The organism is Streptomyces sp. NPDC014006 (assembly GCF_043088925.1).
GTDB lineage: Bacteria > Actinomycetota > Actinomycetes > Streptomycetales > Streptomycetaceae > Streptomyces.
On the sequence record NZ_JBICAJ010000007.1, the window covers coordinates 362,538 to 376,025 of the forward strand.

Sequence of the window (13,488 nt, forward strand, 5' to 3'; positions counted from 1 at the left end):
CCCCCAGGTCAGTCGAACCAGCGGTCCCTTGCCAGTTCCGCCGTCCTCGACGGGTCCTCCAGCAGGGCCGCCACCTCGAAGCGGCGGGGCCACTGGCCCGCGGCCCAGGCCAGGCCCGCGGCCACGCCCTCCAGGGTGGCCGCGTGCAGGACGCCGTCGTCGGTCAGACGCCAGTCGATCTCCACCCCGTCGACGACGAGTTCGTCGTGCTCGACGTACGACTCGGGGGTGCGCGGGCCGAGCAGCACCCGCACGGGCTCCGGTACGTCGTGCTCGGTGCCCTCGGACGTGACCTCGCCGGTGACGGACTCGCTCAGCCGCCGCACCTGGAACAGCTCCGCCAGATCCCCCGCCCGGGTGGGCCGCACCGGCAGCAGCGGCACACCCTCGGTGAACGGCAGCAGGTCGGGCGAGTCGACGACCACCGCGTCGGCGGCGTCCACGACCCGCACCTCGCCGTCGACCACCGCGCGCAGCTCGTCCGGCAGCGTGACCCGGTCGGGGTCCAGCTCGGCCAACGCCCCGTACAGGCCGTGCAGTTGAGCCGCGGTGACCTGGCGGTCGGGGTCGGCGAGACGGTCGAGGAGTTCCGCGGCGCCGCCCGGCTCGTCCAGCAGGGCCGCCACCGAGGTGCGCACGCCCAGCGCGCGCAGCACCTGCTCGTCGTCGAAGCCGGTCGCGTCGGCCTCGTCGTACAGGCCGCGCAGCAGCGGGTCGCCGCCCGCCGCGAGCAGACCGGCGGGGCGGCGGCCGTCGAGCACGGGGTGCCCGCGCAGCCACCACGCGGTGTACGGCCGTACGACCTCGTGGGTGCCGTCGGGCAGCAGGATCCGCACCGGCTGCACGAGGGCGTCCCGCAGCGGCGGCCGGGCCAGCATCGCGAGCGCCTGCGGCCAGGCGTCGTCGTCGACCAGGTCCAGGTCGCGCACGGCGACGATCTCGGTGGCGACCGGCGGGACGGGCGTGTCGGGGAAGCGGTCGAGGGCGTCCTCGCACCACACGTCGACGGCGTCCAGCAGGCCCGGGTCGTCGGGTTCGGCGTACTCGCCCTCGCGGGGCTCGAGTTCGTCGGGGTCGAGGACCACGTCGGTGGCGCGGACCAGGGCGAACGCGGCCAGCACCCCGCAGGCGGCGAGGGGCTGCTCGCCCCACCTGGCGGCCAGGTCGGCGTCCACGGTCGCGAGTTCACCCTCCCGCATGACCTGGTGGAAGGCGCTGCCGGGGAAGACCAGTTCACCGGCGGGGGCGAGTTCGCCGTCCTCGTCGGGCAGGGCGAGCGCACCCAGCCACGGCTCCTCGCCGGGCTCCAGACCGGCGTCCCGCACCAGGGCGAGGACGGTGTCGGCCAGCTCCTCGGCGTCCAGGCCGTCCTCGTCCCAGGACCCGCCGTCGTCGTCGAGGGAGGCGGCGACCGCGGCCCGCACCTGCGGGGTCCTCAGCACGGCCCGCGGGCCGGCGGGCAGCGCGCCGAGCTTCTCCAGCAGCGGGTGCGCGGCGTCCTCGTGGGCGACCTTCAGCCCGAGCCGGGCCAGGACCTCCGGGGCGCTCCGGGGGGCGTCGGGGGTGGGCAGCAGCACGTGGCGGGGGCCGATCGTGGTGCGGCCTCCCCCAGTGCCGAAAGCCTGGGAGGTGCCCCCAGCGAGCGGCACCGGCAGGCCGGTGAGCCGGTCGGGGTCCACGCCCGCCAGCGACTCGTACAGCTCGTGCCACCAGCCGGGGTCCTTCTCCAGCCCGGCCAGCCGGTCGATCGCGTCGGTCAGCGGCAGCCGGGCGACGCCCAGGGTGCGCAGCTCGACGCGGCGCTCCAGGCCGGCGGGCAGCAGGGTCGGCAGCACCTCGGCGAGCACACGGACGGTGTCGGCGCCCGCGCCCTCGACCACCTCGGCGTCACGCGGGCGCAGCGCCTCGGGCAGGTCGTCGCCGTCCTCCTCGCCCCTCGGACGGGCGGCGGGCGGCAGGAACGCGGTGCGCGGCAGCCGGTCCAGGATCGCCTGGCGCAGCGCGCCGTCCAGCTCGCCCTTGCCGAGCGGCCCGGGCACGAGGTCGATGATCCCGTCCGTCACGGGCCGCCAGTCGGCGAGCAGTGCGGCGTAGGCGTCGGCGGCCTGCTGGATCAGGAAGTCGGTGAGCGCGCCGGGCGCGGCGTGCCGACGGGTGGTGTCCAGCGGGAAGGACGCGATGAGCAGCGCGGGCACGCCGAGCGCCTCGTCGCTGGGGGTGGGCGCGTGCAGGACGGGGCTGGTGCGGGGGCGCACGGGCCGCCCGTCGCCGTCCACGGGTACGGCCCAGGTGAGCGACCAGTGCGGCCGCAGCCGTTCCTCCACGGGCCGGTCGCCGAGCAGTTCCGGCGCGGTCGCCCCGTGCGCCGAGGCGGTGCGCCAGCGGGTGGTGCCCTCACGCGAGTCGTCGACGACGGTGAGGGCGCCCTCGGCGCTGCGGCGCAGGGTGCGGGTGGTGTCGCCGGTCTCGACGACGACCTCCTCCAGGCCGGGCAGGGCGAGCAGCAGGGCGTCGTCGACGGCGTGCAGGAGCCGTTCGGCGAGGTCGGCGGCGGCCGTGTCGCGCAGCGGGAGGATGACGACCGTGTCGTAGCCGCCCGGGGCGGTGCCCTCGGCGGCGAACGGCAGGCGCAGCAGCGGCACGTGGCCGTCGCGGCGGCGGATCTCGTCGCCCAGGCCGGGGCTGTGCCGGGCGGTCTCCTCGGCGAGGTGCCGGGCCTCGGCGAGGGACCAGCGCACACCGCCGTGCCGGCCGACGACCGCGGGCTCGTCGGTGACGGACAGGACGGAGGCGAACCCGACACCGAAGCGGCCGACGGACGGCGTGTCGCGTTTCGCGGAGGCGCGCAGGGTGGCCAGCGACTCCACGCCCGCGGCGTCCAGCGGGGCGCCGGTGTTGGCGGCGGCGAGGACGCCGTCGCGCAGCGTGAGCCGCAGCCGGCCTGGCACGCCGGCGCGGGCCGCGGCGTCGGCGGCGTTCTGGGCGAGCTCGACGACGAGCCGGTCCCGGTAGCCGCCGAGAACCAGGTCCTCCTCGGCGTTGGCGTCCTCCCGGAACCGGGCGGGGCTGGTGGCCCAGGCGTCGAGCACGCCCCGCCGGAGCCTCGCCGTACCGAAGGGGTCAGCGCCTTCGGCAGCCGGCCGCACGAACTTGCTCACGTTCACTCTCCTCATCGGCGACGACTGAAAGTACCGCGAGTTGCCTGCGGCGCCGGGTCGTGTTTCGGCCGGGGGTGCGTTGCGGTACCCGTCGTTCGTCTGCGGGGTTCGTCGTGGCTGGTCGCGCCCACGCGGCGGAGCCGCATGCCGAATACAGCCCCGTGCCCCTTTTGTGCCTGCGGCGGCCCGTTGCCGTCCGGTGGTCGGCTGGTTCACGCCTGCGGTTCGTTGTGGGCCGGGGCCGGGGTGGGGGGTGCGGGCCGTCGTCGGCGCGGGCGTTCGGGGGCGGGGCTACGAGTGGCCCAGTTCCGCCGCTTCCTCGTCCGTCACCGGGGGCACCGAGCCCGAGTCGGGGGCGGGGCGCAGCGGGAACGGGTCGACCCGCGTCTCGTCGATCACCGGCGGAGCCGGGCGTGGGGTCTTCGGCATGACCGCGGCCTCGGAGTGGCCGCCGCAGCCGTACGCCAGGGAGACCACGCGGCCGTCGGCCGGGGCGAACTCGTTGGCGCACACCCCGAACGCCTGGCCCAGCGAGCCGCCGAGCGGCATCAGGAAACCGCAGCTCACGCAGGCGGCGGGGGCGGCCTGCGCCATCGGGGTCTTCGCACCGTACGCCTCCTCCCAGCGGTCGGCGGCGGTGTGCAGGCCGTACCGGGACAGCACCCGGGCGCGGCGCATGCCCAGTTCCTCGGCGACCGCGGCGATCGAGCCGCGCGAGGGCGCGGCGGGCAGGTTGCGCGACGGTCCCTCGGTGACCTCGGCGTCCTCGGCCTCGACCAGGTCGGCCATCTCCTCGGAGACGGCGGAGTTCGGCGCCGGCGTGTCCTCGCCGGTGTAGCCGGGCTCCAGGCGCAGATCCTCGGCGTCCGTGGGCAGCAGGTCGCCCGGGCCCATGTCCCCCGGGCGCAGCCGCTCGCTCCACGGCACCCACTCCGGGGCCAGCACGGCGTCCGGGCCGGGCAGCAGCACGACCTCGTCGAGCGTGACGACCTTGGCGCGCGAGGCGCGGGCCACCGTCACGGCCCACCGCCAGCCGCGGTAGCCCAGCTCCCGGCATTCGAAGAAGTGCGTGACAACGCGATCGCCCTCGGAGACGACCCCCGCGTGTTCCCCGACGACGCCGGGTGCGGCGGCCTCCTCGGCGGCACCACGGGCGAGGTCGACGGCCTCGGCGCACAGGCGGTCAGGGGTGCGGCTTCGCGTTGTCGCTGCGCTCACAGGTATCGCTTCTCTCCAGTACGCCGTGTCCGGGTGCGGGCGCCTTGAGGCGACGGCGCGGACGGAGCGGACAACCGGACCGCTTCGACGTCTGCGCGCGCTCACGCTCGGGCGCACCTCCTCCGGACCATTCTGCCTGTTCGTCGGCGCTCGGCCTACACCGGTCGTTTTCTTTCCCCGCTTCGCGGCGATTTGTTTCCGCGTGGCCCACCCTGCGGCCCGGCCGGAAACTTAAGGCCCATACGTGCGGTAACGGCACTATCCACCCCGTACTCGGGGCACTATGACGACGTGGCAGCCGCGAGGACGTCCCAAGTGAGCGGTTCGGGCCGGTTCGGAGGGTCCGTCCGCGCGGTCGGGCGTGCCCTGCACTTCCCGGTGACCGGAGCCGCCCGCGGCATCCGCAAGGCCACACACGCGCAGGGCGCCGGCGAGTCGGGCCTCGGCAAGCTGATCGAGCTGCACGCCGTGAACGGCGCCGGGGACGTGATGATCACCGTGGCGCTGGCGTCCACGGTGTTCTTCTCGGTGCCGACCGACGAGGCGCGTGGCCGGGTCGCGCTGTACCTGGCGATCACCATGGCGCCGTTCACGGTGCTGGCCCCCGTGATCGGCCCGCTGCTGGACAAGCTGCCGCACGGCCGGCGGGCCGCGATGGCGGGCGCGATGCTGGCGCGGGCGATGCTGGCGCTGGTGCTGAGCGGGGCGGTGGTCACCGGGAGCCTGGAGCTGTATCCGGCGGCGCTCGGCGTGCTGGTCGCGTCGAAGGCGTACGGCGTGGTCAGAAGCGCGGTGGTGCCACGGCTGCTGCCGCCGAAGCTGTCGCTGGTCAAGGCGAACTCACGGGTCACGCTCGGCGGTCTGCTCGCCACGGGCGTCGCCGCGCCCATCGGCGGTGCGCTGCACGCCCTCGGTGCCCGCTGGCCGCTGTTCGGCGCGTTCGTGATCTTCATCGCGGGAACGTTCCTGTCGTTCTCCCTGCCGCCCAAGGTGGACTCCGCCAAGGGCGAGGACACGGCGCTGCTGGCGGCGGACGAACAGCATCTGCACGGCCCGCACCGCAAGGCCGCGAAACGCCCGGGGCTGCGCACCGTCGGCCCGGCCGTCACCCACGCGCTCGGCGCGAACGCCGCCGTGCGCTGCCTGACCGGCTTCCTGATCTTCTTCCTGGCGTTTCTGCTGCGCGAGCACCCGATGACCGGGCAGAGCGCGGCGGCCTCACTGGGCCTGGTGGCCGTCGCGGCGGGCGTCGGCAACGCGCTCGGGACGGCCGTGGGCGCCTGGCTCAGGTCCAAGCCGCCGGAGATCATCATCGTCAGCGTGCTGGCGGTGGTGCTCGCCGCGGCGGTCACGGCGGCGATCTTCTTCGGCGCGGTCCTCGTGGCGTGCCTGGCCGCCGTCGCCGGGTTCGCTCAGGCGCTGGCGAAACTGGCGCTGGACGCGCTGATCCAGCGGGACGTGCCGGAACTGGTCCGCACCTCGGCCTTCGCCCGCTCCGAGACGCTGCTGCAGATGGCGTGGGTCTTCGGTGGCGCGATCGGCATCGTGATGCCGCTGAACGGCACGGCGGGCCTGTGCGTGGCCGCGGCGATCGTGGCGGCGGGCTGGCTGGCCACGCTGCGCGGGCTGCTGCGGTCGGCACGCCAAGGGAGCGCGACGCGGACACGGGTGGCGTGAGCCGGCGTGAGTGGCGTGAGCCGGCGTGAGTGGCGTGAGCCGGCGTGAGTGGCGTGAGCCGACGCGGGCGATGTGACCCGGACGCGGACATACCGCCCGGCGCACCCGCCCCGGACAGCCTGCTTCAGGCACCGCCTGGCGTAACGAAGCGGCCACGCCGCCCCCCGCATGGTCGGGGCACCCCACCCTCCGGATAGCCTTCGGCCATGACCATCCTGCAATCCGTCGTGCGACGCCGCCGCGCCGTCGCCGCCGCCGGCGCCGTTTCCGCCGGGCTGCTCGTCCTGTCGGCCTGCGACAAGCCGACGCCGATGTCGACGATCACCGTCGGCAGCAGCTCGGTCAACTCCGAGGCGACCTGCTACAACGACGGCAAGGCGATCAAGACCTCCGAGCTCGCCAAGTGCCTGAAGGCGGACAAGTCGATCACCGTCGACCCGGACGAGACCGTGCGCTTCGGCGTCGATCCGGAGATCGCGGACAAGAGCTGGACGATCCTCATGAACGGTCAGCCGCTGACCGACGCCAGCAAGAAGACCTACCGCACCATCCCGGGCAGCGTCTTCTTCAACGCCCAGTACGGCGCCAGCGGCAACACCACGTTCGTCTCCATCAAGGCGGGCGAGAAGGACGTCGAGGGCATCTGGTCCTTCAAGCTCAAGAAGGGCGCCTGATCACGTCCTCGCCCACCCCGGCACGACTGCTCGTGGCCACCGCCGTCCCCGTGGAGCGGGACGCGGTGGCACGGGCGTTTCCCGGCCCGAGTGAGGAGCTGCGCCTGCCCGGCGTGACGCTGCACCGGGCCGCCTCCCCCGGGCTGGAACTCGACCTCGTCGCCGCCGGCGTCGGCCCGGCGCTCGCCGCCGCGTCCACGGCCGCCGCGCTGACCGCCGCCGCCCTCGCGGGCACCCCGTACGACCTGGTCGTCTCCGCCGGCATCGGCGGCGGTTTCGCGCCGCTCGCCCCCGTCGGCTCCCTCGTCGTCGCCGACGAGATCACCGCCGCCGACCTGGGCGCCGACACGCCCGACGGTTTCCTGGCCGTCACCGACCTCGGCTTCGGCACCGTCACCCACCACCCGCCCGCCGGACTGGTCCGGCAGGCCGCGGACGCCCTCGGCGCCCCCGCGGGGCCCGTGCTGACCGTGTCCACGGTCACCGGCACCGCCGCCCGCGCCGCCGCGCTGCGCGAGCGGCACCCCCGCGCCCTCGCCGAGGCGATGGAGGGCTTCGGCGTCGCCGAGGCCGCCGCCGCGCACGGCGTGCCCGTCCTGGAGATCCGCGCCGTCTCCAACCCCGTCGGCCCGCGCGACCGCGCCGCGTGGCGCATCGGCGACGCGCTCACCGCGCTGGCCGAAGGGTTCGGGAAGCTGGCGCCCGTCCTGGAGAGTTGGAACCCACATGACCGGTGAGCCCCTGCCCACGGCGTGGCAGATCGCCTACTCGCCCTGCCCGAACGACACCTTCGTCTTCGACGCCCTCGCCCACGGCCGCGTCCCAGGCGCCCCCGCCCTGGACGTGACCTTCGCGGACATCGACGTCACCAACGGCATGGCCGAGCGCGGTGAACTGGACGTACTGAAGGTGTCGTACGCCGTCCTGCCGTATGTGCTCGGCGACTACGCGCTGCTGCCGTGCGGGGGTGCGCTGGGCCGGGGCTGCGGACCGCTGGTGCTCAGCCGGGAGGCCGGCCTGGACCTCGCCGGCCGCACCGTCGCCGTGCCCAGCGAGAAGTCGACGGCGTATCTGCTGTTCCGGCTGTGGGCCGCGGATGTGGTGCCGGGCGGGGTGGGCGAGATCGTCGTCATGCCGTTCCACGAGATCATGCCGGCCGTGCGGGACGGCAAGGTGGACGCGGGGCTCGTCATCCACGAGGCGCGGTTCACGTACCAGCACTACGGGCTGCACAAGCTCGCCGACATGGGCGAGCACTGGGAGAACACCACGGGGCTGCCCATCCCGCTGGGCGCGATCATCGCCAAACGCTCGCTCGGCGCGGACGCGCTGAAGCTGATCGCCGAGTCGATTCGCACATCCGTCCACATGGCGTGGGACGACCCGAAGGCGTCGCGGCCCTACGTCATGGAGCACGCCCAGGAGATGGACCCGGCCGTCGCCGACCAGCACATCGGGCTGTACGTCAACGAGTTCACCGCCGACCTCGGCGAGGACGGCTACGCGGCCGTGCGCGGGCTGCTCACACGTGCGGCGGCCGAGGGGCTGGTGCCGCCCCTCGGCCCGGATGCGCTGGCTTTTCCCTGACCGCTGCCAGGGGTTCAGACGTCGAGCTGGTCCGCCACGGCGCGCAGCAGACCGGCGACCTTCTTTCCGGCGGTCTTCTCGGGGTAGCGGCCACGCTCCAGGGTCTGGGTGACGTTCTCCAGCAGGGTCGTCAGGTCCTGGACGATGGAGGCCAGTTCGTCCGGCTTCTTGCGGGTCGCGGCCGCGACCGACGGGGTCGGGTCCAGCACGGTCAGGGAGAGCGCCTGGTCGCCGCGCTGCCCGGCGACCACGCCGAACTCCACGCGCTGGCCGGGCTTGAGGGTCTCGACTCCGGCGGGGAGGACCGAGGAATGAACGAAGACGTCACCGCCGTCGTCGCGGGAGAGAAAGCCGAAGCCCTTCTCGCTGTTGAACCACTTGACCTTGCCGGTAGGCACGTCTGTCCTCGTCCTCGTACTCGTCGGAAAGCTGCTCAATAACAACCCAGGCGGGTCGACCTTGACCCGCCGGTTCCAAGGCTAATGGTCTTCGACCGGGTGACAAGACGTCGCCCGGCTGTTCCTTCGCGCTGGGAACTACCCTGGTCCGGTGCGTGACAAAACCCAACCGAATTCCGCCGCGCCCGGTGATCGGCTGATCCGTGCCGGTGCGATCGTCTTCTTCATCGGCGCTGTGGCCACACTGGTCACGGTCGCCCCGTTGTTCTTCGGAACGTCGCCTTTTCCGACGTACATGTTCGGATTGAGCATGCTCATGGCCGTCGGGTTCCTTCTCGCGGGGGCCGGCGTGCTGCGCTCGGTCGCGGCGGGACGGCGTCAGGCGCGGGCCGCCTCCGGCGCGTCGTCGAGGTAGGCCGAAAGCCACCGCGGGAACTCCGTGAGATCGGCGAGGACCACGTCCGCACCGGCCGCGCGGAGTTCCTCCGGGGCGTACGGGCCCGTCGCCACCGCCACCGACAGCGCCCCGGCCGTGCGGGCACCGCGCACGTCGCCGAGGTGGTCGCCGACGTACACGCTCGCGCCGTGCGCGCGCAGCGCCTCGGCCTTGCGCTCCGCCCACAGGTCGCCGATCACCGCGTCGGGGTCCAGGCCGAGATGACCGACGTGCAGTTTCGCGTTCGCCTCGTACTTCGCCGTGACGACGATCGCGCGTCCGCCGGCCTCCCGCACCGCGGCTATCGCCTCGCGGGCGCCGGGCAGGGCGGTGGTGGCGGCCACGGCGTACGTCGGATACATCGCGCGGTACAGGTCGGCGACCTCGGCCACCTCGTCCGCCGGGAACCAGTTCGCCAGCTCCTCCACGAGCGGCGGGCCCAGGCGGGTCACCGCGAGATCGGCGTCCACATAGGTGCCGGTCCGCTCCGACAGCGCCTGATAGCAGGCGCGGATGCCGGGGCGTGAGTCGATCAGCGTCATGTCGAGATCGAAACCGACGGTGGGCGCGGCGGAGGCCTGGGCAGTCATGGGGGACATTGTGACGGGTGGGGGCCGCGGCCCCGGATCACCGTTCTTTCTGTGAGCGCCACAGCAGGAACAGGGCCGACGCCACCGCCGCGCCGCGGACGACCCACGGCCAGGTCCCGGCGATCGCCTCGCTCATGTGTCCGTCGGCGACGGGGGTACCCCAGCGGCCCTCGGTGCGGCCCCACAGCCACACCAGGCCCGCGGCCACGGCCGCGCCGGGCAGGCCCATCACCGCCCACTTCGCCTCCGCCCGGGTCAGACGGCGGGAGGCGTAGGCGATCAGCCAGCCCAGCAGCAGCGCGAACCAGTTTCCGAGCACGGCGCCGGTGAGCAGGCCGGCCGCGGCGAGGAGAAGCAGGGGGTTCCTCCAGCGGCGGGAGGGCAGCGCGAGGAGGCGGCGGCGCCCGGGCGCGTCCGGATCGTCCTCCGCTTCCGTCTCCGGCGCCGGCACGGCCGGCTCCTGCTGGGCGTCCTCCTTCTCCTGCTTCGGCCGTGGGGGCGGCTTGAGCAGGTCGGGGATCTCCACACCGCCGGTGAAGCCGGGGACTTCGTCGCTGAAATCCGTGCGCCACCAGTCCAGGGGCACGGCCGGGCCGCCCAGCTCGGCGGCGCTCGCCAGGTGGGGCGGGGAGGCGGCGGAGGCGGAGGCCGCCGGCGGGGTGACGGGGCGCGGGCGGGGGACGAGACGGCTGCGGAGCGTGGACGGCTTGGCCTCGGCGGCACCCAGGTCGCCTTCGCGCTGCTCCGGTACGGCCGTGGGTGGCGGGGTGGGGCCGGCGGTGCCGCCGGCGGCCGTGACGATCTCGTCCGGGTCCCCGAGGCGTTCGATGATGCGGCGTACGGCGGCCGGGCTGTCGACCACGGCCTTGGCGCGGCGCTTGTCGATCTCGTCGCGCAGGGTGGCGACGAGGCGCATGCGGGTGGTGGACGGCAGCTGCCGCTGCTGCGCCACGTCGCCGACGCGGCTCAAGTACTCGTAGACGACCTTGTCGCTCTCGATCCCCACGAAGCCCCTCCGGGGGGTGCGCGTGTTTCTGGTATCCCGTTGGACGAAGGTATCGCGTCCCGCGGGGGTGGTCGTTCGTCCGCGGGTGGTGGGTGGTTGCTCGCTCAGTTCCCCGCGCCCTTGAGGCACCGGGTGCGGGCACCCGGTGCCTCAAGGCGCCGACGGCCACAGCAACCGGCTGCCGTCGGAGGGGACCCGCTAACGTGGTTCGGATGAGCATCGAGGACACTCCGGCCCCCCGCTCCCTCGCGGAAGCGCTCCGTGGGCGTGAGGACGCCTCCCTGGCCGCCCTCCTGCGCAGCCGTCCCGATCTGATCACCCCCGTCCCGACGGACCTCACGCAGCTCGCGACCCGCGCCGGTACCCGGGCGAGCGTGGTGCGGGCACTGGAGCGGCTGGACCGGTTCGCACTGCAGACCGCGCAGGCGCTGGCCGTCGCGGGTGACCCGGCGACGTACGAGGAGCTGCTGGGGCTGATGGCCGGTGACGAGCGGGACGCGGCCGTCGTCGCCGCGTTGCCGCACGCCCTCGGTGTGCTGCGCGAGCAGGCGCTGGTGTGGGGCGGTGACGACCGGCTGCGGCTGGTGCGCACCGCCCGTGAACTGCTCTCCCCCTCGCCGCAGCATCCGTCGCCGACCGGTCTGGGGCCGACCGTGCAGGAGGCGACAGCCGGGATGTCGCCGGGGCGGATCCAGGAGATCGTCGCCACCGCCGGGTTGCCGTCCACGCACGATTCGGTGTCCGCCGTGGCCGCGCTGACCGGATTGTTCACGGACCGCAAGCGGATGACCCGCCTGCTGTCGCAGGCCCCCGTTCAGGCGCGCGAGGTGCTGGAGCGGCTGCTGTGGGGGCCGCCGTACGGGCAGGTCACGGCCGAACCCGCGGCGCATCTGCGGTGGCTGCTGGACCGGGGACTGCTGCTGCCGACGGCGCCGGGGACCGTCGTACTGCCCCGGGAGGTGGCCCTGCACTTGCGCGGCGGGCGGGCGCACCGGGAGCCGGAGCCGGTGCCGCCGGTGGTGGCCGCCGACGCGGCCCACCGTCCACAGGTTGTGGACAGTACGGCCGCGGGGCAGGCGCTGAGCGCCCTGGCGACCGTCGAGGAGCTGCTGAAGGAGTGGGACGAGGGCGGGCCCGCCGTGCTGCGGGCCGGTGGGCTCAGCGTGCGCGACCTCAAGCGGACCGCCGTCGCCCTGGACGTCGCGGAGCCCGTGGCCGCGTTCTGGGTGGAGCTGGCGTACGCCGCCGGCCTGATCGCCTCCGACGGTGAGGCCGACGAGCGGTACGCGGCCACACCGGCGTACGACGAGTGGCGGGAGCTGCCGCCCGCCGAGCGGTGGGGGCGGCTCGCCGAGGCGTGGCTGGCGGCCACACGGACGGCCGGGCTGGTCGGCGGCCGTGATGCCAAGGAACGGACCCTCGCCGCGCTCGGGCCGGGGCTCGACCGGTCCGCGGCCCCCGAGGTACGGCACCGGGTGCTGACGCTGCTCGCCGCCCTGTCGGAGGGCGCGGCTCCGGTCGCCGGGTCGGTGCTGGAGCGACTGCGCTGGGAGCGCCCGCAGCGGCGGGAGGAGGATCTGCGGGCGCGGCTCGCCCAGTGGACGCTGAACGAGGCCGAGCTGATCGGGGTGACCGGGCGCGGGGCGCTGTCGGCTCACGGGCGGGCCTTGCTGGCGGTGCCCGCGGCGGAGGGGGCACGGGAGGAGCCCGAGGGGCCGGGGGACAAGCTGCCCGTCCACCATCACCGTCCGCGGTTCGTCGCTCCCCTCACGCCGGGTGAGCAGGCCGCCGCCACCGCCGCTGCCGCGCGCGTGCTCGCGCCGCTGCTGCCCGAGCCGCTGGATCACGTGCTGCTGCAGGCCGATCTGACGGCCGTGGCGCCCGGGCCGTTGCAGCGGCCGCTCGCGGACATGCTGGGCGTGCTCGCGGACGTGGAGTCGAAGGGTGGTGCGACCGTGTACCGGTTCACGCCCGCCTCGGTGCGGCGGGCGCTGGACGCCGGGCAGACCGCGGCCGACCTGCACGCCTTCCTCACCGCGCACTCGCGTACGCCGGTGCCGCAGCCGCTGGCGTATCTGATCGACGACGTGGCCCGCAAGCACGGGCATCTGCGGGTGGGGGCCGCCTCGGCGTATGTGCGCTGCGACGACGACGCCCTGCTGAACGAGATCCTCGCCGACCGGCGGGCCGCCGCGCTGCGGCTGCGCCGCCTCGCGCCGACCGTGCTGGCCACGCAGGCCGATCCGGCGGCGCTGCTGGAGGGGCTGCGCGCGATGGGGTTCGCGCCGGCCGCCGAGTCCGCGGAGGGGGATGTGCTGATCGCGCGGGCCGACGTCCACCGCACCCCGCCGCGCACCGCTCCGGAGCCGGTGCCGGACGGGCCGCCCGTGCCGGACGCCACGCTGCTGGCGGCGGCGGTCCGCGCCATCCGGGCCGGTGACCTCGCCTCCACGGCACCCCGCAAGCCGAGCGAGGGCACGGTGGTGCCGGGTGAGCTGCCGCGCACCTCTTCCGCCGAGACCCTCGCCACCATGCAGGCCGCCTGCCTGACCGGCGAGTCCGTGTGGATCGGCTTCGTCAACGCCGAGGGCGCCGCCAGCCAGCGGGTCATCGCCCCGGTCAGGGTCGAGGGCGGTTTCGTGACGGCGTACGACCACACCGCGGACGAAGTACGCACGTTCCCCCTGCACCGGATCACGGGCGTGGCGGAGCTCGCGGACGACTGACACGCCGGTGGGGCACAC

Annotated in this window: 11 protein-coding genes; 6 read left to right on the forward strand and 5 right to left on the reverse strand. The window is 74.6% G+C overall.

What is annotated here, in order from left to right:
• Positions 1-8: 8 nt before the first annotated feature.
• Both ACF1GV_RS25035 and ACF1GV_RS25040 read right to left on the reverse strand, forming a co-directional pair.
• A complete protein-coding gene (locus tag ACF1GV_RS25035; protein WP_391684810.1) occupies positions 9-3,158 on the reverse strand; it encodes a sacsin N-terminal ATP-binding-like domain-containing protein in 3,150 nt (1,049 codons plus the stop codon).
• A 291-nt stretch (positions 3,159-3,449) separates the two neighbouring features.
• Complete coding sequence (locus ACF1GV_RS25040; protein ID WP_391684813.1) at positions 3,450-4,376, reverse strand: DUF3027 domain-containing protein; 927 nt, start codon at positions 4,374-4,376, stop codon at positions 3,450-3,452.
• A 315-nt stretch (positions 4,377-4,691) separates the two neighbouring features.
• Between ACF1GV_RS25040 and ACF1GV_RS25045 the strand changes: the two genes are divergently transcribed.
• From ACF1GV_RS25045 to ACF1GV_RS25060, 4 genes are all read left to right on the forward strand, one after another.
• A complete protein-coding gene (locus ACF1GV_RS25045; RefSeq protein WP_391684817.1) occupies positions 4,692-6,053 on the forward strand; it encodes an MFS transporter in 1,362 nt (453 codons plus the stop codon).
• Between the two features lie 206 nt (positions 6,054-6,259).
• Positions 6,260-6,727: a DUF2771 domain-containing protein gene (locus ACF1GV_RS25050; protein WP_391684819.1), complete on the forward strand. Its 468-nt coding sequence runs from the start codon at positions 6,260-6,262 to the stop codon at positions 6,725-6,727.
• A 26-nt stretch (positions 6,728-6,753) separates the two neighbouring features.
• Positions 6,754-7,464 (forward strand): futalosine hydrolase, encoded by a 711-nt coding sequence (locus tag ACF1GV_RS25055; RefSeq protein ID WP_391685102.1) that lies wholly within the window; start codon positions 6,754-6,756, stop codon positions 7,462-7,464.
• Complete coding sequence (locus tag ACF1GV_RS25060) at positions 7,454-8,314, forward strand: 1,4-dihydroxy-6-naphthoate synthase (protein WP_391684821.1); 861 nt, start codon at positions 7,454-7,456, stop codon at positions 8,312-8,314. The genes ACF1GV_RS25055 and ACF1GV_RS25060 overlap by 11 nt, the downstream gene beginning before the upstream one ends.
• A gap of 14 nt (positions 8,315-8,328) precedes the next feature.
• Here the strand turns inward: ACF1GV_RS25060 and ACF1GV_RS25065 are convergent, their stop codons facing one another.
• Positions 8,329-8,712 (reverse strand): cold-shock protein, encoded by a 384-nt coding sequence (locus ACF1GV_RS25065; protein ID WP_361631474.1) that lies wholly within the window; start codon positions 8,710-8,712, stop codon positions 8,329-8,331.
• Between the two features lie 151 nt (positions 8,713-8,863).
• Between ACF1GV_RS25065 and ACF1GV_RS25070 the strand changes: the two genes are divergently transcribed.
• Complete coding sequence (locus ACF1GV_RS25070; RefSeq protein WP_363263545.1) at positions 8,864-9,127, forward strand: hypothetical protein; 264 nt, start codon at positions 8,864-8,866, stop codon at positions 9,125-9,127.
• On the opposite strand, the gene ACF1GV_RS25075 is transcribed toward ACF1GV_RS25070, so the two are convergent.
• Both ACF1GV_RS25075 and ACF1GV_RS25080 read right to left on the reverse strand, forming a co-directional pair.
• Entirely contained in the window at positions 9,091-9,738 is a 648-nt protein-coding gene (locus tag ACF1GV_RS25075; protein WP_391684824.1) for an HAD family hydrolase, read from the reverse strand. The genes ACF1GV_RS25070 and ACF1GV_RS25075 overlap by 37 nt on opposite strands.
• Before the next feature lie 37 nt (positions 9,739-9,775).
• Complete coding sequence (locus ACF1GV_RS25080; RefSeq protein ID WP_391684826.1) at positions 9,776-10,744, reverse strand: hypothetical protein; 969 nt, start codon at positions 10,742-10,744, stop codon at positions 9,776-9,778.
• A gap of 212 nt (positions 10,745-10,956) precedes the next feature.
• On the opposite strand from ACF1GV_RS25080, the gene ACF1GV_RS25085 reads away from it, so the two are divergent.
• On the forward strand, positions 10,957-13,470 hold the full coding sequence (locus tag ACF1GV_RS25085) for a helicase-associated domain-containing protein (RefSeq protein ID WP_391684828.1): 2,514 nt from the start codon (positions 10,957-10,959) through the stop codon (positions 13,468-13,470).
• Positions 13,471-13,488: the final 18 nt, after the last annotated feature.

What these genes read in the sequence shown, in the direction of transcription:
- ACF1GV_RS25050 (WP_391684819.1), top strand. Translation starts at nt 6,260, where the DNA reads ATGACCATCCTGCAATCCGTCGTGCGACGCCGCCGCGCCGTCGCCGCC.
- ACF1GV_RS25060 (WP_391684821.1), top strand. Translation starts at nt 7,454, where the DNA reads ATGACCGGTGAGCCCCTGCCCACGGCGTGGCAGATCGCCTACTCGCCC.
- ACF1GV_RS25075 (WP_391684824.1), bottom strand. Translation starts at nt 9,738, where the DNA reads ATGACTGCCCAGGCCTCCGCCGCGCCCACCGTCGGTTTCGATCTCGAC.
- ACF1GV_RS25085 (WP_391684828.1), top strand. Translation starts at nt 10,957, where the DNA reads ATGAGCATCGAGGACACTCCGGCCCCCCGCTCCCTCGCGGAAGCGCTC.